The 26,669-nt window shown below is 41.5% G+C and carries 20 protein-coding genes; 8 read left to right on the forward strand and 12 right to left on the reverse strand.

The features are described from left to right. Nucleotides 1–67 precede the first annotated feature (67 nt). Nucleotides 68–1,027, forward strand: a complete 960-nt coding sequence (locus tag PSPO_RS11200) for a hypothetical protein (protein WP_010561864.1) — start codon at nucleotides 68–70, stop codon at nucleotides 1,025–1,027. A gap of 38 nt (nucleotides 1,028–1,065) precedes the next feature. Here PSPO_RS11200 and PSPO_RS11205 read toward each other — a convergent pair whose 3' ends face one another. The 4 genes from PSPO_RS11205 to PSPO_RS11220 all read right to left on the reverse strand — a co-directional run bounded on the left by PSPO_RS11205 (nucleotide 1,066) and on the right by PSPO_RS11220 (nucleotide 6,972). After that, nucleotides 1,066–2,121 (reverse strand): ABC transporter substrate-binding protein, encoded by a 1,056-nt coding sequence (locus PSPO_RS11205; protein WP_010561865.1) that lies wholly within the window; start codon nucleotides 2,119–2,121, stop codon nucleotides 1,066–1,068. A gap of 234 nt (nucleotides 2,122–2,355) precedes the next feature. Beyond that, on the reverse strand, nucleotides 2,356–4,971 hold the full coding sequence (gene metH, locus PSPO_RS11210; RefSeq protein WP_010561866.1) for a methionine synthase: 2,616 nt from the start codon (nucleotides 4,969–4,971) through the stop codon (nucleotides 2,356–2,358). Nucleotides 4,972–4,979: 8 nt separating this feature from the next. Then, the gene (locus PSPO_RS11215) at nucleotides 4,980–6,035 is read right to left on the reverse strand and encodes a homocysteine S-methyltransferase family protein (RefSeq protein WP_010561867.1); all 1,056 of its coding nucleotides are present in this window, start codon (nucleotides 6,033–6,035) and stop codon (nucleotides 4,980–4,982) included. Continuing rightward, nucleotides 6,025–6,972, reverse strand: coding sequence for a homoserine O-succinyltransferase (locus PSPO_RS11220; RefSeq protein ID WP_010561868.1), 948 nt, complete (start codon nucleotides 6,970–6,972; stop codon nucleotides 6,025–6,027). The genes PSPO_RS11215 and PSPO_RS11220 overlap by 11 nt, the downstream gene beginning before the upstream one ends. Nucleotides 6,973–7,296: 324 nt before the next feature. Between PSPO_RS11220 and PSPO_RS11225 the strand changes: the two genes are divergently transcribed. From PSPO_RS11225 to PSPO_RS11240, 4 genes are read left to right on the forward strand one after another with little or no spacing between them, the layout of a single operon-like run. Further along, nucleotides 7,297–7,614: a hypothetical protein gene (locus tag PSPO_RS11225; RefSeq protein WP_010561869.1), complete on the forward strand. Its 318-nt coding sequence runs from the start codon at nucleotides 7,297–7,299 to the stop codon at nucleotides 7,612–7,614. Next, entirely contained in the window at nucleotides 7,604–7,858 is a 255-nt protein-coding gene (locus PSPO_RS11230; protein WP_010561870.1) for a hypothetical protein, read from the forward strand. Before PSPO_RS11225 ends, PSPO_RS11230 begins: the two co-directional genes overlap by 11 nt. Before the next feature lie 2 nt (nucleotides 7,859–7,860). Beyond that, entirely contained in the window at nucleotides 7,861–9,462 is a 1,602-nt protein-coding gene (locus tag PSPO_RS11235; RefSeq protein ID WP_010561871.1) for a PepSY-associated TM helix domain-containing protein, read from the forward strand. Between the two features lie 34 nt (nucleotides 9,463–9,496). After that, nucleotides 9,497–11,833 carry a TonB-dependent receptor gene (locus PSPO_RS11240; protein WP_010561872.1) on the forward strand — a complete coding sequence of 779 codons (2,337 nt, stop codon included), beginning with the start codon at nucleotides 9,497–9,499 and terminating at the stop codon, nucleotides 11,831–11,833. A 46-nt stretch (nucleotides 11,834–11,879) separates the two neighbouring features. On the opposite strand, the gene PSPO_RS11245 is transcribed toward PSPO_RS11240, so the two are convergent. The 4 genes from PSPO_RS11245 to PSPO_RS11260 form a co-directional block, all read right to left on the reverse strand. Further along, nucleotides 11,880–12,518, reverse strand: coding sequence for a 3'-5' exonuclease (locus PSPO_RS11245; RefSeq protein WP_010561873.1), 639 nt, complete (start codon nucleotides 12,516–12,518; stop codon nucleotides 11,880–11,882). Continuing rightward, nucleotides 12,518–14,356: a putative nucleotidyltransferase substrate binding domain-containing protein gene (locus PSPO_RS11250; RefSeq protein ID WP_010561874.1), complete on the reverse strand. Its 1,839-nt coding sequence runs from the start codon at nucleotides 14,354–14,356 to the stop codon at nucleotides 12,518–12,520. Before PSPO_RS11250 ends, PSPO_RS11245 begins: the two co-directional genes overlap by 1 nt. Nucleotides 14,357–14,520: 164 nt before the next feature. Continuing rightward, a complete protein-coding gene (locus PSPO_RS11255) occupies nucleotides 14,521–16,245 on the reverse strand; it encodes a sodium:solute symporter family protein (RefSeq protein WP_010561875.1) in 1,725 nt (574 codons plus the stop codon). 11 nt (nucleotides 16,246–16,256) lie between these two features. Further along, entirely contained in the window at nucleotides 16,257–16,520 is a 264-nt protein-coding gene (locus tag PSPO_RS11260; protein ID WP_010561876.1) for a DUF4212 domain-containing protein, read from the reverse strand. 372 nt (nucleotides 16,521–16,892) lie between these two features. Here PSPO_RS11260 and PSPO_RS11265 point away from each other — a divergent pair, with 372 nt between their 5' ends. Then, complete coding sequence (locus tag PSPO_RS11265; protein WP_010561877.1) at nucleotides 16,893–20,339, forward strand: PAS domain-containing hybrid sensor histidine kinase/response regulator; 3,447 nt, start codon at nucleotides 16,893–16,895, stop codon at nucleotides 20,337–20,339. 72 nt (nucleotides 20,340–20,411) lie between these two features. Here the strand turns inward: PSPO_RS11265 and PSPO_RS11270 are convergent, their stop codons facing one another. Then, nucleotides 20,412–21,017, reverse strand: a complete 606-nt coding sequence (locus PSPO_RS11270) for an outer membrane beta-barrel protein (protein ID WP_010561878.1) — start codon at nucleotides 21,015–21,017, stop codon at nucleotides 20,412–20,414. 230 nt (nucleotides 21,018–21,247) lie between these two features. Here PSPO_RS11270 and purU point away from each other — a divergent pair, with 230 nt between their 5' ends. After that, the gene (purU, locus tag PSPO_RS11275) at nucleotides 21,248–22,081 is read left to right on the forward strand and encodes a formyltetrahydrofolate deformylase (protein ID WP_010561879.1); all 834 of its coding nucleotides are present in this window, start codon (nucleotides 21,248–21,250) and stop codon (nucleotides 22,079–22,081) included. Nucleotides 22,082–22,329: 248 nt separating this feature from the next. Further along, nucleotides 22,330–22,656, forward strand: coding sequence for a hypothetical protein (locus PSPO_RS11280; RefSeq protein WP_021032990.1), 327 nt, complete (start codon nucleotides 22,330–22,332; stop codon nucleotides 22,654–22,656). A gap of 505 nt (nucleotides 22,657–23,161) precedes the next feature. Here PSPO_RS11280 and PSPO_RS11285 read toward each other — a convergent pair. The 3 genes from PSPO_RS11285 to PSPO_RS11295 form a co-directional block, all read right to left on the reverse strand. Beyond that, nucleotides 23,162–24,532: a Gfo/Idh/MocA family oxidoreductase gene (locus PSPO_RS11285; RefSeq protein WP_010561881.1), complete on the reverse strand. Its 1,371-nt coding sequence runs from the start codon at nucleotides 24,530–24,532 to the stop codon at nucleotides 23,162–23,164. A 141-nt stretch (nucleotides 24,533–24,673) separates the two neighbouring features. After that, nucleotides 24,674–25,777 (reverse strand): phosphotransferase enzyme family protein, encoded by a 1,104-nt coding sequence (locus PSPO_RS11290; protein WP_010561882.1) that lies wholly within the window; start codon nucleotides 25,775–25,777, stop codon nucleotides 24,674–24,676. Further along, nucleotides 25,770–26,666 (reverse strand): NTP transferase domain-containing protein, encoded by an 897-nt coding sequence (locus PSPO_RS11295; RefSeq protein WP_010561883.1) that lies wholly within the window; start codon nucleotides 26,664–26,666, stop codon nucleotides 25,770–25,772. The genes PSPO_RS11290 and PSPO_RS11295 overlap by 8 nt, the downstream gene beginning before the upstream one ends. Nucleotides 26,667–26,669 lie beyond the last annotated feature (3 nt).

A 26,669-nucleotide genomic window follows, 5' to 3' on the forward strand; every position in this document is an offset into this window, starting at 1 on the left:
TTTAGCTATTTAGACGTCTAAAAGGCTGCTATAGTTACTGTATCGAAATTATTTATGGTACGGAACAATGGCTTTATCTTTACAACAGAAAATTCAAGACCCAACACAAGGCGTTTATTTAATTGGTACTACGCCACCAAAAATGGGTACTGAAAAAGATAAAGTGACAGAAATTGCCAATAAATTATTAGGTCGTTTACATGAGATTGAATATGACGGGTTAGTCATTTACGACATTCAAGATGAAAGCAGCCGTACCAGCGTACCACGCCCTTTTCCGTTTAAGCATACCGTTGACCCGCGTGAATACAGTTTGCTGTTAAGTGATTTATCAGAATTAGATGTAATCACCTACAAAAGCGTCGCGCAGCGTGGTGTCGAAGAATTTAATGCATGGCTAACAGAAACCAAAGAAAAATATGCGCTTAACAACCTTGTTTTGGTGGGTAGCCCATCGTCTGAGGGCGAGATTAAATTAAGCTTACCAAACGCCTATAACGCATTAAGTGAGCATCAAAATAAATTTTTCTTAGGTGGTGTTACCATCGCTGAGCGTCATGCATCAAAACGCAATGAGCATGAACGTTTATTAGAAAAAACAGCACAAGGTTGTGAGTATTTTATCTCGCAAGCGGTATATGATGCGCAAGCAACAATCGACTTAATTACTAGCTATGCACGCAGTTGTAAACAACAAGGTTTAACGCCAAACCGTATTATCTTAACTTTTACTCCATGCGGCAGTGAAAAAACGTTAGAGTTTATGCAATGGCTTGGTATTTCTGTGCCAGAAGCCACTAAGTGGCGTATTTTAGATTCTGAGCAATCTCTTAATGAATCAGTACGCATTTGCCGTGAAAATCTAAACCTTATTTTACAAAGCTGTGCTCATTTAGATGTGCCACTAGGTTTAAATATTGAGAGCTTAACCAACCGTAAAGAAGAAATTGATGCATCAATTAATCTTTACCGCTTATTAAAAGCAACGATGGAACTGAACCTGGCTGAAAAGCAGTTAGCAAGTTAATTTAAGGCTTCCGCAATCAGCTTAACTTCAAGTTCTAGCTAGTTAGGATTTAATGGGCTAAGCCCTGCAATCGAGTGGCTTAATGCCACTTTTTCTTTAAGTGCTTTAAAGTCGTATTCGGCCCAATTAATTTTAACTTTATGGGATTTAAAATGTGCAACATTTTGCTTAGTGATCACATCAAGGTTAAAGGTTAGCTTTTTATTTTTTTGCTGGGCAAAAATATCGTGTCCATTATCGTACAGTATTAGGCTAATAACTGCCCATGCGCCCATAACTTTATGACCACCAATTGACGCACTTATTGACTGTTTTTCAACGGCTTGAATTGCGCGAGGTAACCAGTCAAAACCGCCAATAAAAATATCTTTATTGGGAATACGACCCGATTCTACCGCTGCTTTACTGGCGCCAAGTGCCATCAAATCAGACGCGGCCCAAATAATATTAACTTTAGGAAAGCGCGCTAATAGCGCCTTGCTTTGATTAAACGCAACCTGCTCAGACCACCCTGCATGCACAGCTTGATAAACAACCCCTTCATTGCCCTCGAAATACTCTCGCATGCCATTAAACCGCGCCTGCGATTCGCTGCCATAGTGACCATTGATAGCCACTACATGCGTTTCTTGCTTAGGTATTTGCGCCTGTTTTAAATGTTGTAGCGCTTTTGCAAGTTGGCCTCCTGCGGTATGATTATCAAAATAAATTTCACCAAGCCAATGCTTATATTTTTGCCCAGCTATTCCTATTTTTTCCCGTTCTTCACCAAAAATGGTTTGCTCTAAAGTAACAAACTTAATCTGCTGCGATTCCAGCAATGACATGCTCGCAGTAGAACCGCCGGGATAATTTAAAATCACTGCGTAATCTGGTTTGGGGTTTTTCGCTAAATATTGTTTTAGTGCTTCTAGTTGAACAATACGATTACCACCGCCATAAATCACCTGCATTTTTGTGCCGAGTTGCAGCGCTGCTGATTGCGCTATTTCTTCAACACTTTGCCAAAAAGGCTCATTGGGGATAGACGGGTTTACAAATAAAATATTTAACTCAGCACGTACCGAGCTATTAAATAAAATGATGCAGAACATCAAGTACTTAAAAAGTCTTATCATTACACCAAAAACAGATTCGTTCATTATTCAAGTATTATCAAAGAACACTACAAAAGCGAATTTAAACGCGAAAAACTAACGCCAATTAATTGTTAGTTGATAATGCAGGCACGTCGCTAGATGCAGAACAGCACAGGCAACGGATAAATGCCGCTAAATGCTGTTAATCATTAGCAAAAGAAAAGGGAGATATAAATCTCCCTTTGACTTTTACAAGTTAGGTCCCAGCCAACGTTCGGCTTCTTGTAAATTCATTGCTTGACGCTTGGCATAATCTTCTAGCTGATCTTGTTGAATTTGTGCAACGGCAAAATACTTAGACTCTGGGTGAGAAAAATACCAACCCGAAACTGCCGCGCCCGGCCACATTGCATAAGAGCTAGTCAGCTTCATACCGATGCGATTTTCTACATCAAGTAACTGCCAAATTTTTTGCTTTTCAGTATGCTCAGGACACGCTGGATAACCTGGAGCCGGACGAATACCTTGGTAGTTTTCGCGAATAAGCTCATCGTTCGATAAATTTTCATCTGGCGCAAAGCCCCAAATTTCCTTTCGCACACGCTCATGCAGATATTCTGCAAAGGCTTCAGCTAAACGGTCGGCAACGGCTTTTACCATAATTTTGTTATAGTCATCTTGCTGTTGCTCGAATACATCCGCTAAATCGTCTTCCTCTAACCCGCCTGTTACTGCAAAAGCACCAAAATAATCTGGCGTACCTTTTGGTGCGATATAATCAGCTAAACAGTAATTCGGAAAGTCCTTTTTCTCGGTTTGCTGACGTAACTGACAACTTGTCACAAGCACGTCGCTACGCGATTCATCGCTGTATATTTCAATATCATCTTCGATACGGTTAGCTGGGAAAATACCCATTACGCCTAACGGTTGCAGCTTGTTTGATGGCGCTAAATCATCGAGCATTTCGTTAGCGTCTTTAAACAGTTGCTTTGCCTCTTCGCCAACAATTTCATCTTCTAAAATGCGCGGGTATTTACCAGCGAGCGACCACGTCATAAAAAATGGCGTCCAGTCGATATACTCACGCAATGTCTCAATTGAGACATCTTTAAACTCTGTCACTCCAAGTTGTTTCGGCACCGGAGGCGTGTAGTTTTTGAAGTCGATAGGTGCACTGTTAGCGCGAGCTGCTTCAAGTGTTATTGGTTTAGAGCGAGGACGTTTACGCGCTTGTTGCTCACGTACTTTTTCATACTCAGCCGTGGTTTTTGCTAAAAACTCCGGCTTTTGCGTTTTGCTTAACAAACTTGACGCCACACCAACCGCACGCGAAGCATTATTTACATACACCACACCTTTGTCATATTCCGGCTCAATTTTAACCGCCGTATGCGCTTTTGATGTGGTTGCACCTCCAATTAATAAAGGAATATCAAACCCTTGGCGCGTCATTTCTTTTGCCACATGAACCATTTCATCAAGCGATGGTGTGATCAGGCCAGAAAGACCAATAATATCGACTTTTTCTTCAATGGCGGTACGTAAAATGGTTTCTGCAGGAACCATTACCCCAAGGTCGATAACTTCGTAGTTATTACATTGCAGTACAACACCCACAATGTTTTTACCGATGTCGTGCACATCACCTTTCACGGTAGCCATTAGGATTTTTCCGTTGGTTGCGCCCTCTTCTTTTTCCGCTTCAATGAAAGGGTCTAGATAGGCAACCGCGCGCTTCATTACCCGCGCCGATTTAACAACCTGCGGTAAGAACATTTTACCAGCACCAAATAAGTCGCCTACTACGTTCATACCGTCCATTAATGGACCTTCAATTACTTGAATTGGTTTATCAGCTTGCTGGCGTGCCTCTTCGGTATCTTCGTCAATAAATTCGGTAATACCTTTAACAAGAGCATGCTCTAAACGTTTTGCAACAGGCCAGCTGCGCCATTCTAAATCTTCTTTTTTCGCTTCAACGCCTTGCCCTGAGTATTTTGGCGCAAGTTCAACTAAGCGCTCACCCGCTTCAGGGTCGGTATTTAATACTACGTCTTCAACTGCATCGCGCAGTTCTTTTGGAATATCATCGTAAACCGCAAGCTGACCGGCATTAACGATACCCATATCCATACCCGCTTTAATCGCGTGATATAAAAACACCGAGTGAATGGCTTCACGCACCGGGTTATTACCACGGAATGAGAAGGATACATTTGAGACACCGCCCGACACTTTACAGTGCGGTAAGTTTTGTTTAATGCGGCGCGTACCTTCAATAAATTCAACGGCGTAGTTGTCGTGTTCTTCAATACCCGTAGCTACCGCAAAAATATTCGGGTCAAAAATAATGTCTTCAGGCGGAAAACCTAATTGATCTACTAAAATACGGTACGAACGCTGACAGATTTCAAATTTACGGTCGGCCGTTTCTGCTTGACCTGTTTCATCAAAAGCCATGACAACCGCAGCTGCTCCAAAACGCTTAATGATTTTAGCTTGCTTAATAAACGGCTCTTCACCTTCTTTAAGTGAAATTGAGTTAACGATTGCCTTACCTTGAATGCACTTCAAGCCCGCTTCAATGACATCCCACTTCGACGAGTCGACCATAATCGGCACGCGAGAGATATCTGGCTCTGACGCAATTAGATTTAAAAAGCGTACCATTGCCGCTTTTGAATCCAACATGGCTTCATCCATGTTGATATCAATAATTTGCGCGCCGTTCTCTACTTGCTCACGGGCAACCTCGAGTGCGGTTTCGTAATCTTCTTCTAGGATTAAACGTTTAAAACGGGCTGAACCCGTAACATTGGTACGTTCACCAACATTGGTAAATACTGCTGTACTGCTTGTCATGTTTGCTCCTAGTTTAAATTACAGGCTTCAAGGCCAGCTAAGCGCATACGCACTTCAAGTTCAGGTAATTGGCGCGGTGCTACATTTTTTGTGCCTTGATACATCGCATTAATATGCTCAGGCGTGGTGCCACAACAGCCTCCAACAATATTAATAAAGCCCGACTCAGCCCAATCAATAATCTCTTTTGCCATTTCGTCCGCTTCTAAATCGTATTCACCAAATTCGTTCGGTAGGCCTGCGTTGGGGTGAACCGACACAAAAGTTTCACACACACGCGATAACTCTTCTACATATTGGCGTAGTAAATCTGGCCCAAGGGCACAGTTAAGGCCAATTGAAATAGGCTTAATATGACGAATAGAATTGTAGAATGCCTCGGTTGTTTGGCCCGATAAAGTTCGGCCCGATGCATCAGTAATGGTGCCTGAAATCATTACGGGTAAAGTAACGCCTACGCGCTCGAATGCTTCTTCTACTGCAAAAGCCGCTGCTTTTGAATTAAGCGTATCGAAAATAGTCTCAATCAGAATTAAATCCGCACCACCTTCAATCAATGCCAGCGTTGATTCAATGTAAGCTTCAACAAGAGCATCAAAGGTAACGTTTCTAAAGCCAGGATCGTTTACATCTGGTGAAATAGAGCAGGTTTTTGATGTTGGACCAAGCACACCGGCTACATAACGCGGTTTAGTTGGGTCCTGTGCTTCAAATTCATCACACACTTTACGCGCCAATTTTGCCGATTCGAGATTGATTTCACGGCTTAAGCTTGCCATTTCATAATCTTCCATTGAAATGGTAGTCGCGTTAAAGGTATTGGTTTCAATAATATCAGCGCCTGCCGCAAGGTATTCACGGTGAATTTGTTCAATGATCTGTGGCTGGGTTAAACTGAGTAAGTCATTATTGCCTTTGACCAACACATGCCAATTTGCAAAGCGTTCACCGCGGTAATCTTCTTCTTCCAGTTTGTATTTCTGGATCATGGTGCCCATTGCACCATCAAGAATATGAATACGCGCTTTTAATGCAGCGGTTAATTGCTGTGATTTATTCGGCATAGTTGTTAGTCCTTACGTCTTGGCTGACTAAATTAATATCGTATGGCGTGGTTTGATAAACGTAGTAGTTTAACCAATTTGAAAATAATAAAAAGGCGTGGCTCTGCCAAGTTTTACTTGGTTTGGCGCTGGCATCATCATTAGGAAAATAATTATTTGGCTTAGGCGCATTCTGATCTTTTTCTAGGTCGCGTAAATACTCTTTATTCAAAGTATCGGCATCGTATTCTGGGTGACCAGTTAAATACACCTGCGAACCTGATTTATTCTTAATTAAAAACGCACCGACCTCTGGCGATCCGGCAATGACTTCAAGCTGGCTGTGGTTTGCAATATCAGCTTCATTAATATGACCATAGCGCGAATGTGGCACTAAGAATTCATCGTCAAAACCGCGTGTTAACGCTGCGTGTTCAAAATAGCGTTGATGTTTAAACACACCACAGAGCTTTTTCGCTTTAAGTTTTCGCTTTAATCCATAGTGATGAAATAGCCCTGCGTGAGCGGCCCAGCACGAAAATAAGGTAGAAGTAACATGCTGCTCAGCCCAGTCGAAAATCTCTTCCAGCTCTTGCCAATAAGCAACATCACTATATTCAAGGTGTGCCAATGGCGCACCAGTCACAATCATGGCATCGTAGTTTTCGTTTTTAACTTCTGAAAAATACTTATAGAACATATCAAGATGTTGCTCAGAGGTATTTTTGCTTCGGTGAGTATCTAAACGCAGTAACTCCACATTTACCTGCAGCGGTGAATTAGCCAGTAAACGAATAAACTGTACTTCAGTCTCCACCTTGTTTGGCATCAGGTTTAAAATGGCTAATCGCATCGGGCGGATCTCTTGTGTTTGCGCACGGCTTTGTGGCATTACAAACACATTTTCTTGCCTTAATGTATTAATAGCGGGCAATTGATCGCGCACTGTGATTGGCATCATTTAATCCTTATTACTATGGTAAATTGGGTTTAACCTGACGCTAATTATGAACGGATAGCCAGAAATATCAAGCTCTAGATGTTTAGATGTCTATTTGAGATTAAAGTGAAAAATACGCCAACCGTACTCCTACCGATAAATCTATCTCTCATTTCATAATAAGTGCTTCGTAAAAGTCACCATTACGCACCCATCGTTTAAATCAACTTTTAACTAATGCATTTGATTTTAATAATTTTTTACATTTTTCGAATAACAAATGTTGCGACAAATAAAAAACACAATTAAAATCAAATAAAAATCAATATCATTTACATTATAATGAGCTTTTTAGCAATTATCCCAATCTGGCTTGGATGCCTAGCCTGTTACTTAGGCAGTGAAAAACAACTACCGCTTAATAAACCAATGAACAAATCTATTGCCAATTTTTTATTAGTTATTGGTTACTTTATTGGTGTTGCTATTTTCTCTGTGTCTTTTGCGCTTACATCTTCGTTACTGGCGGCCTTTGTCGCATTAATGCTTGCGCTGGTAAGCCATACAATTTTAAGCACTTATACAAATAACATTTGGCGTTTCAATACAAGCGTTGTGGCATCGCTATTGGTATTAGCGGGGGTGACCTATGTGGCCTAAAACACTGATTGGCTTCTTTTTTGGTCTATTACTATCCATTTCTATCGTGCTCAATTTAAATTTGATTTTGCCATTAGCAGAAGACGTTAGACTTATTTCAGGGCTAGTGTTGGCATTTCCTATTTGGGCGGGCGTACTGGTGTGGAGTTATGCATTCGAAAAAGCACGCAAAGCAGCCAAAAACATTAGCCTTGTGCTTATTCCCTCTTGCTTACTCAACGTTGTTCTTTTGATGAGTCAATAATAATGAATAATAAAACTCTGAAATCATTAACTAACGCACACGCATGGATTGGTCTTGTTATATCTATCGTGTTATTCATCGTATTTTTTGCTGGTTCAATTAGCTTATTTCGCGAAAACATTGTGGCATGGGAAAAGCTACCAATACATGTAAATCAAACTGTATCCACAAACTCTCAAAACGTAAGTTACGATAACGCTATTGCAACCATTAATAAGCACTATGATGTATATGTCGATCACAGGTTTTATTTATTACCGCCAACAGAACATTCACCGTATATAGAAGCTTACTTTGCAAAAAACATTGAAGGTACGGATCCCGAAACAGGAGAAGATCATAGCGATGTGCATATTATGCTTGATGCACAGAGCGGCGAAATTATTGGTAATGCCGATACCATGGATTTCGGTAACTTCGTTTACCAACTTCATTACAATCTAGGCCTTGGCCGCATTGGCTTATATTTTGTTGGGATCATTACCCTGTTCTTTTTTGTTGCGGTGCTTAGCGGGTTATTTATTCATTGGCGCAAGCTTTTCAAAAACTTCTTTCAATACCGTAAAGATGGCAATAAAGATAAATGGTTAGACGCGCATAATATTATCGGCACCATGGGTCTGCCGTTTCATGTGATGTATGCCTTCACCGGATTAGTTTTTAACTTAGTGATTGTCTACCAAATTTCTTATGCCCTTGTGCTGTACCAAGGCGACCAACAAAAGCTACTCGCGGCAGCGGGATTTAACGAACCCCATATTGATATCATCGACAACAAAATGGCGATGAACGGCATCGACAGATTGCGTGCAATGGCAGCAAAAGACATGGATAACGCAATCATTGATCGAATTATGATTGAGCACTTTGGCGATGAAAGCGCCGTCGCGATTTTTACAGGTCAAAAGCAAGACAGGTTTGCCACCGAAACCGCAGTACATTACCAACTAAGTAATCAACAACAAATCTATCTTACTAAAGACAATTACGACAATGCCGTTCGCAGTGGCTTAGGTGTAATTGCCCGTTTGCACTTTGGTGATTTTGCTGGCTACGGTTTACGGTTAGCTTTCTTTTTGCTCGGATTAGCAACCTGTTATGTAATTTTAACCGGCAATTTAATGTGGCTAGAAAAACGTGCAAAACAGCGTAATCAAAGTCAGCGTTCACTTAATTTTGTCACGCGAATGACAAGCGGTGGCTTTATTGGCTTTATCTTTGCCATTGCTGTGGGCTTTAGTGCCGCACGAATAATACCAATTGAGATAACAACGCGTGCAGAGATTATCGAAAACAGCGTATTTGCGTCATTTTTGCTGGTGTTAGTCCTTGCGCAATTAATCAAAAACAACGCGAAATTCAATCAATATTCATTGCAGCTGAGCGGCGCAATATTTGCCCTTGTTGTCGTACTTGATTGGGTTTTACTGCCTAGCGCAACAGCACAACAACTCGCAGAACACAAATTTGATGTTGTGATTACGCAAAGCATCTTACTACTGCTCAGCGGTATTTGCTTTTTTGCAGCAAAACAAGTGGCGAAAAAAAACGCGTTTAAAAGCACTCAAACACAACCAAGTGTTACTAAATTAACTACTCAATAAATTATTCACACAACTACATTCTAAAAAGGACAATATGTTTACTGTTAAACGTAGAACCAATGCTGTAACGGCTGCAGTAAAATATGCACTAGCGACCAGCCTAATTGTTTCACCATTAACTATGGCTGAAGACGATAATGATATTGAAAAGATTATTGTTACCGGCCAAAAAATTGACCGCACTTTGCAAGAAACCCCTGCCAGTGTAGCCGTAATCACCAATAAAGCACTGGAAGAGCAAAAACTTAATAATCTTTACGATGCCCTATCAGTTGTGCCTAATGTAACTGGTGAAGTTGGCGTGGGTGGCTTTACAATTCGTGGCATTGACTCTTTTAACGTATCTGGTGGTGGTAACAGCTTTTTAACCAGTGTTTATGTTGACGGTGCGCCGTTGCCAATGCGTGAGATTCAACAAGGCGGTTTTTCTACTTGGGATGTGAGCCAAGTGGAAGTCTTACGTGGCCCGCAATCTACACTTCAAGGTCGCAACGCCCTTGCTGGTGCAATTGTTGTGAATACCTACGACCCAGCATATGAATACAGCGCTAAAGGGCGCGTAATTTTAGGTGAAAACGGACAACAAGAACTTGCTATTGCCGCTGGTGGTAGCTTAATCGATGATGTATTAGCATTTCGCTTTACCGCCGAAGACAGAGACTATGACGGCGTTATCGAAAATATTGCGCGCAACAACGAAAACTCAGATTTTTCAAACTCAAACCTGTATCGTTTTAAACTACTATTTGAACCGATTGAAGATTTTTCAGCGATTTTAAGTTACAGCAAATCTGAAACAGAAATGGGCGTTGTATGGGCAGACGCACACCCAAGTTACAATAAAGATTACCGTAAAGTAAACTTTAATGATCCAACATGGGAATTTACCGATTCAGACTTAGTGGTATTAAATCTAGATTACTACATTAACGATATTTGGTCGGCAACAGCAATCACAACTTATTCAGATATGCAGTATGGATACGAGTGGGATGGTGATGCATCGCCATTACCGATTGCACAACTGCACGATAAACGCTCTGACGAAACATTAACGCAAGAGCTAAAACTGACATTTGAATACGATAATTTAAAAGGGATTATTGGCGCGTATTATTCAAATTTAGAAGTAAAAGATAAAGCGATTGGTAATCGTAGTGCCAGCTTTAATCAACTTGGCGTACCAACATTACTGATCGCTGCACCAGAAAATGGCGGGTTAGGTTTACCACAGGCGATTGCCGATCAAGTATTAGCATTGTACGCACCGGTTGACCCTGTACTGCTTGATACTTATTCAAATTTATATCGTGAAATTACCAACACCGCAGTATTTGTTGATTTTACTTACAGCATCAATGATCAGTTTGATGTGTTTGCTGGCATTCGCTGGGACCAAGAAAAACAAGCCAATGCAACTGAGCAAGCCTATGGTATTGGTAATGCACACTTGTTACCAAACCCAAGCGACTATGCAGCAAACCCGATGTTTGCCCAACTTGTAGCTGGTATCAATGCGAAGCTGCTTAATATGGCAAGTCAAGCGTCACAAAACGAGCCTTTAACGTCTAAAACATTTAACGAAGTTCTGCCGAAATTAGGCGCAAGTTACCACCTAACCGATAACATCACCACCAGCTTTACCTACCAACAAGGTTACCGCTCTGGTGGTGTAGGTACCAACTCAGCGCGAGCGACACTCTTTACCTACGACCCTGAGTTTACCGATAACTACGAGCTTTCACTGCGCTCAACTTGGCTAGACGGCACCTTAGTGACGAATGCCAACGTGTTCTATCTAGATTGGCAAGATCAACAGGTCAGCGTGCAGCTGTCGGGTAATCAATACGACAGAGAAACCACGAATGCAGGTAAGTCGACGGTACAAGGATTTGAATTTGAATTGTTCTACTATCCAACCAATAACCTAACGCTAAGTGCAGGCTTTGGCCGTGCTAAAACAGAGTTTGAAGAGTTTTTAGTTGCTATTCCAGGCGAACCGACGCTTGATTTAAAAGGTCAGTCCTTTGCGGACTCACCTGAATGGACTGCAAATTTAGCCGCAAGTTACCACACTGATTTTGGTTTATACCTATCTGCTGATGCAAACTATCAAGACAGCGCGTTAGCCGATACCATGTATCAAAACAGTAATGAAATGAAAAACCTGTGGGGCGAAAACTATGTGCCACAAAATGACGCGCGTACATTAATAAATGCACGTGTTGGTTATCAGTGGGAAAATTACGATATTCAACTATCAGCGAAAAACCTAACAGATAAAGTGTATGACGCACGTGGTGCGCGCACCAACAATAAAACCCTTGGCCAACCTCGCCAATTAAGTTTAAGTTTCACTGCTAGCTTTTAAGCGCGTGTAACTAACTTGCAGGGGAAGTGATTAACACTTCCCTTTTTTACATTAAGTGTTTAACTAATAGCGGTTTACCACGGCTAATTTGATTTGCTTGCGCTAAAAACAACTCAGCGGTGGCCATGGCGTCGGTAAGTGCATTATGACAATTGTATTCAGGTAACCGATAGCGCTCGCGACAATTGCTTAGGGTTAAGCTATCTTGCGCAATTACATGCCCTTGGCGAGCAAGGCGTTTATGTTCGATATTCATAGTATCGAGTATTGCTAAAGGCTTGTGCAATAAACCCGCTTTATTAAACGCAATACGTAAAAATCCCCAATCGAGCTGTTGGTTATGAAATATTAATATTTTATCGTCGAGTAGTTCATTTAACGCTTTAAGCGCCTCATTTAACGGTACACCTGCCGCAATCGTTGTGTTATCAATGCCGTGAAACACTGGGCTTTGATTTAAATTACTCACCTGATTATTAATAAAGTGCTGACATTGACCAATTTGAATGCGTTGATGACTAATTGGCACCCATGCAATCGAGACAATTTCATCTTGTTTTGCATTAAGCCCGGTTAACTCTAAATCAATAACTAAATAGTCCACCTTAAAACAGTTACTTTTTAGGATGTCATTATCTTTTTCGGGTAACACAAAAAAGCGCTTAATTGATTCAAGTATTCCCATCATAAACTGCCTCTAGCAAACTTAAAGGCGGCCGCTTGCTGTGCTTGCTTAATTAAATAAAACGCCTCTTTTAATTGGTGGCGTTCCAGTGAGGTTAAATCTTCTGGGTCGATACAATTAGCCGGTAACCCTTTTTGCTGTAACTGCACGTTTAAACGCAGCTGCGTAAGGTAGCGCCAACAATCTTTTAAATCATAAATATCCGTTTTACTCACTTGCTGTTGTTTAGACAACGCACTTAAGCGCTCTAAGGTATTAGCAGCAGTAACATTATGATGCAGCGCATAAAGGCGAACAATATCGTTAATAATTGCCACACCACGCTTTTTTAAATCAATATACGTATGTTTTTGCTTATCTTTTTCTAATTTAAACTGATTAAATAAACCGATAGGTACCGAGTTAGTATTAATATCCGTTGCCATTGAGGCAAAAAATATCTGATTTTTAGTAGTTGCTAATATGCCTTTACTAAATTCTTCGAACAAACTTTCAGAGCCATCAACAAAACGAATATCAAAAAAGATTTTGCAGTTTAAAATAGCCTGCGGCGATGGGCTTTTAATCCATGAGCCAAATTGATTTAACCATGCAGAAAGCCCCATACGACAAGCATCACGACTTGCCATAATACCACCTGGGCATTCTTTAATACCGCACGCAATTAGGTTGTCACAAACAAACTCACCTAACGCTTTAAAGTAATCTAGCTCCGTTTGCGACAGGTTGTCTGGCAGCAATAAACCGTTATCTTGATCTGAATGTAATGTTTGCTCTTCACGTGCTTGTGAACCAAAGCAGATCCAACTAAACGGCGTTGGCGCTGTGTCATTTTGCGTTTGAAATAATTGAATTAAACGCGTCGTCATGGCATCGGTGATACCGCTAAGTAATTTACCAATTAAGCTTGTATCTTCTACTCTGTCTGAAAACCCTCGCAATAACTCGGGCACTTCCAATGCATAGCGCTTAATATCTGCGACACTTTCAGCTTTATAAATACGGCCAATAAGTTGTACTGGGTCAGATTTTTGCTGGCGCAATAAATCGGTTGCGGTGATCATACCCAAGGGTTGATGTGATTCATCAAGCACAGGTAAATGATGAATATTTTGCTTTAGCATTAAATGAAATGCAGAAAATACACGGTTGTGCTCAAATACATGCTTTGGCTTTGTGGTCATAATGGTTGCAACCACATCGTTCGGGCTACGCCCTTCTGCGAGCACGCGGTTACGTAAATCGCGGTCGGTAATTACTCCCACCAGCTTGTTATTTTCAGTGATCATAAGCGATGAAACACCAAATTGACTCATGGTTTTGGCGGCATCGCTAATTTTAGTTTCAGGGCCTGCTGTAACGGCACCTTGCTTCATAATTTCACTTATGCGTTTGCTCGACCAATCATCGCTGCGCTTTTTATAATTCACACTGAGCAGGCGATTAGCATGAGCACGCACAAAATGCTGTGCAAATGCTTTATAGTGTTCGCGCAGATAATCCCAGTGAGTTTGACTAAGCAGATATACAATGCCTTCGTTTTGCACTTCTAATCGATTGCTAATTGGCTCGCCTGTTAATAGCGATGGGTAGCCAAAATAATCGCCTTCAGATAAACGCGCAACCACTTCACCACTGCTATCTAAAATATCGTACAAGCCAGAGCGAATTAAAAATAAGCAGGGTGCATTTGAGTTTAGCCATTGGTTTTGGTTTTCTGGTGTTAAATAAACCGCTTCAAGGCTTTTAATAAAGTACTCAGTGGCACTGGATTCTAGGTCACTAAACGGTGCTTGCGCTTTAACAAAACGTGCTACTTCATTAAGCTCTAATGCCATGGTTACTCTCCTTAACTGTGTACAGCCTCAAAAAGGTGCGCTTTATCATCCCTTAAGGCAACTCACCTCTGTCATTTGACTCTAGCAGAGCAATAAACAAAAAAAAGCCCGACTATAGTCGGGCATTGAGTTTGATTTTTGATTTAGCTCAAATAGCTGGTTGATTAGTGAGCATGCGCTGCACTTGACCCTTTCGGGTTACGAATATCTTCAACCATTTGCTGTACTTCTTCTGGTGTTTCAGTGGTGACTTTCTGAACAGCAATTGCAACTGCGAAGTTAACTAGCATACCAATCATACCGATACCCTCAGGTGAAATACCAAATAACCAGTGCTCAGCAGAGTTAAGCTCAGGGCTTACGAACTTAAAGTAGATAATGTATGCCGCAGTAAAACCAATACCACAAACCATACCGGCAATCGCACCTTCTTTATTCATACGCTTAGAGAAAATCCCCATAATAATTGCTGGGAAGAAACTCGCCGCCGCTAAGCCGAAGGCAAATGCCACCACCGAGGCCACAAACCCTGGCGGGTTAATACCAAAGTAAGCTGACACCGCAATCGCCACCATCGCAGCAAGACGTGCTGCCATTAACTCTTGTTTATCGCTAATGTTTGGCTTAAAGGTACGTTTAAGTAAATCGTGCGATACCGAAGTCGAAATAACCAATAACAGACCTGCTGTTGTTGATAATGCCGCTGCAATACCACCCGCTGCTACTAACGCAATTACCCATGCTGGTAAGTCAGCAATTTCTGGGTTCGCTAGTACCATGATGTCGCGGTCAATCTTCACTTCGTTAGCACTGCTAGGATCTTCAATTTTACCTGCAGAGTACTGCATTTTGCCGTCGCCATTCTTATCATTGAATGTAATTAGGCCTGTACGCTCCCAGTTTTTAACCCACGCAGGTGCCTCTGCGTACTCTGTACCGCTACCGTCTTTACCGTTAATTGTATCAATTAAGTTAACACGAGCGAACGATGCAACCGCAGGAGCTGTGGTGTAAACAATTGCGATAAATACTAATGTCCAAGCCGCTGAAATACGTGTGTCTTTTACGCGAGGTACAGTGAAGAAGCGAACGATTACGTGAGGAAGACCCGCAGTACCTACCATTAGTGCAGCAGTAATTGCGAATACATCGATCATCGATTTAGACCCTTCGGTGTATTGGGCAAATCCGAGTTCGGTACTGAGTCCGTCTAGTTTATCAAGTACATACATTCCCGACCCGTCAGTTAATGTTGCACCAAAACCTGTTTGCGGTAGTACGTGACCTGTCATCATCAATGAGATAAAGATAGCTGGCACTAGGTAAGCGAATACTAATACACAGTACTGCGCTACTTGCGTATAAGTGATACCTTTCATACCACCTAATACGGCGTAGAAGAATACGATTACCATACCAATGTAAACACCAGTTTCAATATCTACTTCTAAAAAGCGAGAGAATACAACACCTACACCACGCATTTGGCCTGCAATATAAGTAAAGCAGATAAAGATTGCACAGATAACCGCTACCGTACGCGCTGTTTGCGAGTAATAACGGTCACCAATGAAATCTGGCACAGTGAATTTACCAAACTTGCGTAAATAGGGTGCTAAACAAAGAGCTAGTAAAACATAACCACCGGTCCAACCCATTAGGTAAACACCACCATCGTAACCTACGAACGAGATAATGCCCGCCATTGAGATAAACGATGCCGCACTCATCCAGTCAGCTGCTGTAGCCATACCATTTGCCACAGGCGGTACACCACCACCGGCAACATAGAATTCTTTCGTTGATCCCGCACGCGCCCAAATTGCAATGGCGATATACATTGCAAAGCTTGCACCTACGATAATAAAAGTTAGCGTTTGAACGTCCATTATTATTCTCCTTACTCGTCAACGCCGTACTTTTTGTCTAACGCAGCCATCTTGTATACGTAAACAAAAATCAGGGCAACAAAGGTGTAAATGGCGCCCTGCTGAGAGAACCAGAAACCTAATTTAAAACCAAAGAAACGGATTTCGTTAAGCGCATCGACAAATAAAATGCCGCAGCCAAACGAAACTACAAACCAAACGGCTAGTAGTTTTATTACTAGCGAAAGGTTTTCACTCCAATATGCTTTGGCTTGATCATTATCTTTAAAAGCCATTTTTATATCCCCTAGTCATGCAAAATTGCATGTTAATTAATCGTCATCATTGACTCTAGCAACGCACATAAAAGATTAAAGTGCGACCTTAGTCGTAACAATTTATTAACTTAACAACCTACTAAAGGTAAAAATTGACCACAATTTAAACGAAAGCGAGTAAAAATAAGGCTTTAAAGCACATTAAAGTTACGTTTACGTAAACGTAACATCCTATTTTCCAATTAGGTTAAGACATTAGTCGAACATCGCCATTCATAATGGCATTCAGCCTGTAAATTCAAGCTGTTGTGGTAATTGTGATTGAGATGCACAGTTTCATTAAAAAGTGATAAATTAGCGTATCAATTAAAAAGAATAACAAGAGTAACCATGACAATTGCGCTAATTTTCGTCGCTTTGGCCTATGTTGGCATTCTATTTTGGCTTGCTAATTGGGGGGATAAAACCACACCGCTCGCCAAGAAAATTAGTCACCACCCCTTTGTTTACTCATTTGCTTTAGGTATTTACTGCACCTCTTGGACCTTTTATGGTGCTGTAGGCACAGCCGCTAATTCAGGTTGGAGTTACCTCCCCATTCTATTGGGCCCTGCACTGCTGTTTATTTTAGGTCACGGCTTTTTGCGCAAGATGATATTGGTTAGTAAAAAACAAAATATCACGACCATTGCTGATTTTATTTCTGCGCGCTACGGAAAACGTCAGCTCACAGCAATTTTAGTGACCTTTATTGCACTGCTTGCAACGATTCCTTACATCGCACTGCAGCTAAAAGCACTTAGCACCAGCTTTGTATTGCTGCAAAGCGACAGCGAAATATCTGGCAGTATGATGGCTTTAATGGGCACCTTGATTATGGCAATTTTCGCCATTTACTTTGGAACACGCAAAGTGGATGTAACCGAATATCGCTCAGGTTTAATGTTGGCAGTAGCCTTTGAATCAGCTGTTAAACTGCTTGCGCTCGGTGCGGTTGCGGGATTATCGTATTATGTTTTTACGCATTACCAAGATGGCATGTGGGATTACTTTGTTACCCAAATCGCCTTTGGCCAATGGCAAAAAGAAGACTTTTTTAGCTTCAACTTTGTCGCGCAATCATTAATGGCAGCCGCTGCGGTTATTTGTTTACCGCGCCAATTCCATGTAACCGTTGTCGATAACCAAGATATTAGCCATTTAAAAACCGCACGCTGGGCATTTCCACTATATTTATTACTTACAGCGGGCATTATTATTCCAATTGCAACCGCAGCAATGCACCCTCAAATTGGTGGTAATGTTGCAGCCGACAGCTTTGTACTGGCACTACCCCTTGCTCAACAAAGTACCTTATTATCAACGTTTGTATTTATCGGTGGTCTGTCAGCGGCCATCGCCATGATTGTAGTTGCTACGCTTACACTGAGCACCATGATCTCAAACGATGTTGTTTTGCCGTTAATGCTACGTCGTAAATTTAAACGTAATCTGATCACCACCAGCTATAAACGCCGAATTTTATTAACGCGACGTTTTACCATTGCGGTTATTTTAGGGCTTTCTTACCTTTATCAACAATTGTTCGGCAACCAAGCTGCTTTGGCGAGTATGGGCCTAGTGGCATTTTCGTTGGTGACTCAATTAATCCCTGCGGTTGTCGGTGGTCTTTATTGGCGTAAAGGCCACGCCTACGGGGTTTACGCTGGCTTGCTAGCGGGGTTTGTCTGTTGGTTGCTGTTTTTAATGCTACCGCTATTTGAGGGTGCGGTAACCACTAACACCGCTATGCAACAAAGTGTTATTACCCAAGGTACGTTTATCGCGCTGATTGCCAATGTTGTGTGTTATATCGCGTTTTCATTGGGTGCCAATGAACGTTTAGTCGATAGAATACAGGCAGCTGCGTTTGTGAAGCCAAAAGAGCAGCTAAGGCTTGCTAAACATCACAGCAAACAAATTAACGCCACGGTGTACGACCTTAAAGTACTGTTACAAACCTTTTTAGGTATTCAGCGTTCTAAGCAATTAATTGTGCGTTACACCATGCGACACGATTTTGCTGACGATAACGATACACCGACAACTGACTTTGTCGATTTTTGTGAAAGAGCCCTTACCGGTGTGCTCGGCGCATCGTCTGCACGAGTATTAATTGGCGCGGTAATTTCTGGCAAGCAAATGGCGTTTGAAGAAGTCGTTAACTTCTTCGATGAAACCACACAAGCCATTCAATTTAATCAGAATTTATTGTTTACCTCGCTGGAAAATCTAAGCCATGGTATTTCAGTTGTAGACAGAAACCTAAAGTTGGTAGCGTGGAACAAGCGTTACACGGAACTGTTTGAATACCCAGAGGGCTTTTTAGAAGTAGGCCAACCCATTGAAGAAGTGATCCGCCACAATGTGAGTAAAGGTGAATGTGGACCGGGCGAAATTGACGCACAAGTACAAAAACGTGTGCAACATTTACGCAACGGCAGCTCACACCACTTTATTCGCCGCAGACGCAACGGCCAAGTAATTGAAATGATAGGTAACCCACTGCCTGATGGTGGTTTTGTTACCTGTTTCTCAGATATTACCACACACATTGAAACGCAAAATGCGCTTGAAGAAGTGAATATTGATTTAGAGAATCGCATTGAGGCACGTACGCTAGAAATCCGTTCAATCAATGAAGATTTAGAAGCGCAAATTGAAAAGCGAATCGAAACCGAAAAACAACTTAACCAAGCCAAGCTAGAGGCCGAAAAAGCTAATGACAGTAAAACCCGTTTTTTAGCGCTCGCGTCGCACGATATTTTACAGCCACTTAATGCGGCAAGGCTTTATCTTGCAGCTGTTGACCAAACGGAACTCTCTAACAGCAACCTAAGTACCATGGAAAAACTTGGTGATAGCCTTGATTCAACTGTGCATTTAATGTCGGGGTTATTAGAAATTGCTAAGTTAGAACAAGGTGCGATGACGCCGACACCTCGTCACTTCCCGATTAATGATATTTTAGCGCCGCTAAGTAATGAATACGTTATTCTCAGCAAGGAAAAAGGGCTCGATTTTAAAGTGCGCAGCAATGATGCTGTAGTGCATGCCGACACCACTTATCTGCGCCGAATTATTCAGAATCTAGTATCAAATGCCGTGAAATATACCGAAAGCGGTAAAGTGCTAGTGGCTTGTCGAAAGCGAAAACACAGCCTACGTATTGAAGTATGGGATACAGGCCCAGGTATCAGCGAAGTAGAACAAGCAAAAGTCTTTAACGACTTCTACCGCGTACAAAGTAACGACAATAAAGGGTTAGGGCTTGGTTTAGGCGTGGTAAAACGTATGGCCGATTTAATGTCGTTAACGCTAGAGCTTAAATCAACACCAAACAAAGGCAGTTGCTTTGCGCTGGAAGTGCCTTATGGCGACAGCAAACTAGTGCAAGAAAAATCAACTAACAAAGTTAAACTTGATAATAAGCAAACGCTTAACGTATTAATCGTTGATGATGAGCAAGAAAACTTAGATGCGATGGGCACGTTAATGAGCAAATGGGGTTGCCGTTATTCTGCGTTTAATAAAGTAGACGATGTATTAAATTATGCGCAAACCCAAGCTAAGCCAGATTTAATTTTAATGGACTACCAACTCAGTCATGAAATGGATGGCGTTAGTTTAATTGCGCAATTACGCGAGCAGTGGCAAGAAAGTATTCCTGCGGTATTAATCACTGCGGTAAGAGATGATGAACTAAAACGCAGCACTAAAGAGCAAAACATTCACTACTTGAGTAAGCCTGTAAAACCAGCAAAACTCAAAGCATTAATAAAGCACACAAGCCGTTAAATAATAGGCCGGCAAAACGCCGGCCCATTTAATTTTTAACCCTAAATAGAGTTAACTAATTAATACTAGTAATTAAAACTGATAACTAACACCTACAGCAAACGATACAGAATCTAAATCACCCATATCAAAATACTGTACGCCTGCATCCATTCCTAAACCAAAGTCCCACACGTACTGCCAACCACCTTCAAGGTAAACACCTGTGCCCGAATCATCAATAAACGTACGATCATCTCGTGAAATTTCATAGTCATAGAAGTTAGCACCAACTTTAGCGTAAAGACTATTGCGCTGAGACAAAGGTAATGTTGCTTTACCTGCAATGACAAAGTTAGTGACCTCTAATTCATCGGCGCCAATGTTAAACATTGAATCATTGCGGTCGCGACAGGTAAAGCCATCATCAAAATCGTCGCATTCCCAATCACTGGCATCCATACCAAAATTTAAACCAACTTCGAGTGAAAAGTTTTGATCAAATTTATAGTTATAGTAAGAGTACACATTTGTATAATCTTCATCAGGTAAATCATATAACTCAACGCTACCAGTTGCGACTTTTCCACCGAACGTATGTTTTTTAAGTTCCGCTTGTTCAGAACCATTAGCAAACACCGATGACGATGAGATAAGCGAAAGTGCCAGCAACGCACGTGTAAAATTAGAAACTGCCATTATTGTGCTTCCTTTTCAAAATGAGATTACGGCTAGTTTAGTGCGCTTAACGACAATAAGTTGTAAGCAATTGTCAGAAATGGTTAAACCTCTTTAACGCCTACTAACCTTATTCATGCTACTTTTTGTAAAATTGATTATCAGACAATAAATATTAATTTTATTTATTGATTACATAATTAAAATATATAATATACCCCCATTACTTTTGCTGTCTGGAATGAGGAACCATGAAAAAAGTACTGCTTGCACAATGCCCCGATAAACCAGGACTCATCGCTAAAATAACCAATCTCTGTTTTGAGCATAAGCTTAATATTATTCGCAACGACGAATTTGTTGACCGAGAAAATCATCGCTTTTTTATGCGCACTGCACTGCAAGGTGACTTTGCCGATAATCACCTTGTTGAACAGCTCATTCATTTATTACCTGACGGTTCAAACGTCAGTTTAAAAGGCGAAGAAAAAGCCAAAGTAGTGTTACTCGCCACCAAAGAAGCCCATTGCCTTGGCGGTGTGTTATTAAAATGCTTTGAAAACGCCATGAATGTGGAGGTTCAAGCGGTAATCGCCAATTACCCAGACCTTGAGCCGCTAGTAAAAGGCTTTGATATACCATTTTATTGCATTAGTCATGACGGCCTAACGCGCGAACAACACGACGCTAAAGTGGCTGAAAAAATTAACGAGTTTAACCCTGATTTAATTGGTCTTGCCAAGTATATGCGTATTTTAAGCCCTGAATTTGTGGCCAAGTTCAGCGGTAAAATAATTAATATTCATCACTCATTTTTACCCGCGTTTATTGGTGCAAAACCCTATCACCAAGCATTCCAGCGAGGCGTAAAAATGATAGGCGCCACCGCGCACTTTGTTACCGATGAACTCGACGAGGGCCCAATCATCGAACAAGATATTTGCCATGTAAACCACGCGCAAAATGCCGAAAAGCTAGCCGCACTAGGCCGCGATGTAGAAAAAAACGTATTCTGCCGCGCTCTACAGTGGGCAGCAGAGCAACGGATATTTATTAATGGTAATAAAACGGTGGTGTTTAAGTAACCTCGGGATTTTAAGTGCTATTTAAAACGAAGTAGCACTTATCCCTTTATATCATCCATATTGATAATCAATCCCAAATTTTATTTATTTAGTTTATTAAAGAGAACGCACCTTACCCTCAAAAATCTAAGCATTTGTTTTTATGAAGGTAATTTGTTACTAATAGACAAAAAGTAAAACTAGAAAGCTCTTTCTAACTAAAACTTTTGTTATTCATAATCTATTTTATTTCAAAGGAAAATTAATAAATGGACTTACAAACAATGAGAATCCTTGTTGTTATCGGCTCGATTGCTGCCGTTATCTTATACATTTACAGAATTCGCTGTTTGGTAAATTTAATGTGTTCGAACTCCCCAAAAGTAGAAGGAAATAACAAACTAATCTACGCAGGGCTTATCCTTTTTATTCCTTTAGGCATTGGTGGCTGGATATATGATTTCGTTGTGAATAAAAAGAAAGTATCCGCTTTATTTTTATTTCCATTCGTGACTGTCATGTATACAGTTATTCAAGGTACGCTTGCCGTATTACCTCATGCGACTGAATTTAATTTTGATTATATGCTTTGGTAAACAATATAGCTTTCCGAATCAATGGGATCAGAGTCTTTGGTTTGACTCTTTCCCAACGGCAGTTTCTGGCACTAAGCTGTCTTAGAGCAACTAAGCATGTTATGGGTCTGAATAATAATTCATCCATGAAGCTTGGTTCCATCGTTCATCTCGATAATCGCTCCTGCATTATTCTAATGCCCTACTTCCATGTAGGTCACACATCTCACTTCCTCAAGCTGCGAAGCGTTGCTTCGGTCTTTCGTCACCCATTAAATCAAACCTGAAAACAGAATTTAAATGAATAATGCGAGACAGGGAGCGAAGCGGTCGAGCAAGCCATGTTCAACAGGGACGTTGCTTCATGGCGTTTATGTTCACATTTAAATTGTATTTGATGAATCAGTTTGATTTTGGGGCACGCTTTTGGTTAGTTTTTGTCGTGCAACAAAAATGAACAAGAGGACGCCATGGGGGCGTAAGATAAATGCAGGGAAGCAATCACAACTTCCCTGCTTAAAAATAGTTAAACCGTCACTATCCCTAGCGGCTTTGCACTTTGCCATGCACCACGAGTAAAATCAGGAATATCTACCGACTTTGCGCGATTATTCAGTGATTCAGCACTCAGCGGGCTAATCACCGACCATGCTGCGCCATCGTAGACATCTTGATCGAGTGGTTCGCCATTTCGTAGGCAGTAAATCATGCGCCAGAACATTAAGAAATCCATGCCGCCATGGCCGCCATTTCGCTCGGCTTCTTTACCCATTTTTACCCACAGTGGATGGTCATATTTGTTATACCAAGACTGCATATCGTAATCCCACTCATGGAAATTACCACTGCCGCCCTCTTCTAACGCGATACGATTAGGGAAGCCCGCAAATACGCCGTTAGTGCCTTGAATTAGATTATGACGAGAATACGGGCGCGGCGTTGTGGTATCGTGCTGTACCATAATAGTGCGGCCTTGAACCGTTTTAATCAGCGTAGTGCTGATATCGCCATTAATGTAGTTTAACTGGTTACGCTGATGATCGGCTGAGAACTCTTTTTGCGCATACAGTGCGCGGCCAAGTGCTGGTGAGCTCATTGAAGTAAGATAGTCAAAACGGTCGCCACGGTTAATATTCATATATTGTGACACAGGCCCTAAACCATGAGTTGGATAGAGGTTGCCGTTACGCTTTGCATGCCAGCCCGTTCGCCATGAACCTGTTTTAGTTTCAAGCTCTTTCATCTGCCAACGAAGCTCATGAATATAAGCCGCTTCACCGTGCAGTAACTCACCAAAGAGCCCTTGGCGAACCATGTTCAGCACCATTAACTCATCGCGGCCGTAGTTCACGTTTTCCATCATCATACAGTTCTTTTGCGTACGCTCAGCTGTATTAACAATGTCCCACATTTCTTCTACTGTGGTGGCCAGCGGCACTTCAACAAAGGCATGTTTACCGCTTTCCATCGACTCGATTGCCATTGGCGCATGCCATTTCCATGGCGTTGAAATAATTACAATATCAATATCTTGGCGTCCTAGCATTTCACGGTAGGCATATTCGCCATTACCGTAAAGTGCCGGCTGCTTATGACCGTTGTCTGTTAGAAACTTCGCAGAGCGCTCAAGCACTTCTTGGTGGTTATCACAAATCGCAACAATTTCAGCGCCTTCAATATGGCTCATGCGTTTAACATGGCCATAACCGCGTTGACCCACACCAATAAAACCAACACGTACCACATCCATTTTGGGCGCAATTAAGCCAATTACACTTTTGCCCTGCTGTTTTGCTGGTGTAAATTGATTATTTGACGTTGTACAAGCAGCGGTTAAACCCGCAGCTGCAGTGACAGTTGCGGCTTTTAAAAAACCACGACGATCCATATTTTTCATGTGTATTTCCTTTGAACGAACTATTTTTATTATTCAGTATTAATATCTCATTGCTTATTTCAGGGCAAAACAATGCGATTAATAAAAGCGTTAACTTTAAAAACAAAAAAGGCAGCTAGGCTGCCTTTTATCAATACAAGTTTATTTGAATAAAATTTCTTTTAGTGTTTGCTCTTTTTTAAGTAAATCTTTATACAGTGCAAACTGGTTACGCGCGCGGTCTAGATTATGATTGTCGCGGTGAATGGTAAAGTAGTTATCGCCATCTAAATAATCTGTTAAAAAGCGCACGCCAATCATAAAGCTCATCACCTTAGCGCCAAGCCAGAAACTTTGCTTTTCTTTTTCAGACAAAACATTTTTAAGCGGCTCTACATAACCCTCAACAATTGACGCAAAAATATGCTCACGTACTTTTACTTTATCTAAATTAGTTGAGTCTTCCGCTTCTGGCGAGCAAAAAGTACGTACCATATCACCAAAATCAAACATCCAATAACCTGGCATACAGGTATCTAAGTCAATAACAGCCTTGGCTTGATCCGACTTTTTACAAAACAGCATATTGTTGATTTTAGTATCATTGTGACATGCGCGTACGGGTAAATCTGGCACTATATCAGCTATTTCATCGAGCAGCTGACGTTGCTGTTGGCAAAATTCAATTTCTGCTGCACAGGTATTAACACGTGCCACTTTATCGGCAGAAACAGCCTCTTCTAACGCATTAACTCGCATTGCAAGATTATGAAAATCTGGGATCACAGTTTTAAGAGAGTCGGCTTCAAAATCGTTCAGTGCTTTTGCAAACTGACCAAAAGCACCGGCAGCAATTTTCGCTTTTTCGCTCGATTCAACCACGTCTTCACTGTAGCTACCGCCTATAAATTCAAGTGCGCGCCACGTATCGCCATTAAGACGCACTAAATGCATTTCGTCTTGAGTTGCGACATGCTTAATTACATCGAGATCATACGCGTTTTTTTGCGCTTTTTTAGTCAAGTGCTTTTCAATTTTGCGCGCATTTGATACCAAGGCCTGTGAATCCGGAAACACTTGGGTATTTAGCTTTTGCACCACTAAATGCTTTTCTGGTGAACTTAAAAGTAGCGTGGTATTAATGTGACCACTACCAATTGGCTTAATTGAAATGCCTGTTTGCCCCAACCCATATTGGTTAGATAAGGCCAAGGCTTGCTCTTGATACGTCATTGTAATCTCTTGCAACTGCTCATATTTAATCATTTAATTGCTGAGCAACGCGCGCCAAATCATCGCTATATGTTACACCCAGCCAGCAGTCCTTGGCAGGTAATAACTCGACAACTTGCGCGTGCTGCGCAACTAAATACTGGATTTGGTCTGGTAGAAAAAACTCGCTATTGATAGCGCTGTCATGCTGTTTTAAAAACGCGATAAAGCCATCTTCTAATTGGTTGAATATTTCAAACCCCAGTGCCCAAATGGTCATTGATGCGTAGGTGTTTGGTGACAGGGTAACCTGCTCACCAGAAACGATTTCACCACGAAGATCCGCATCAATATTTAAAACTTCGGTAATTTTGTTTAGCTGTGAGCCTGAAAGTTCACAGATCCCACGATTTACACCGCCTTGCTCAGTCAGTGTGCTCGCTAATGGATAACCTAATAAACGCCATGCGCCATTATTTTGCCAGTTTGCAAGTAAGGTACTAAAGGCTGATTTTCCATAATAATCATCTGCGGTGATCACCACACAATGTGCTTTTACAAATTGTTTCGCAGAGAGTAAAGCATGACCTGTTCCCCATGGCTTTTCACGCTCAGAAAACATGCCTTTGTAATGTGGTGGTACATCCGAAATCGATTGTACGGCAATATCAACCGTTAACTCTGGATGCAAACGAGGCAGTATTTGAGCCTCAGCGGTTTGCTTAATTGCAGCATTAACAACTAATACCACATGGCGTATTCCTGCATTAAACGCATCCGAAATACTGAGTTCAAGCAGCGTTTTTTCAATACCCGGTACAACGGCAAGCTGTTTATTGCCACCAAAACGTCGCCCGAGACCGCCTGCGAGAATCACTAAGCTGACGTCTTTTGGAGAAATAAGCGAGTTTGATGCGATATTACCGCGACTTCCATGCATCATGAA

The organism is Pseudoalteromonas spongiae UST010723-006, from assembly GCF_000238255.3.
In the GTDB taxonomy this organism is placed as follows: Bacteria; Pseudomonadota; Gammaproteobacteria; order Enterobacterales; family Alteromonadaceae; genus Pseudoalteromonas; species Pseudoalteromonas spongiae.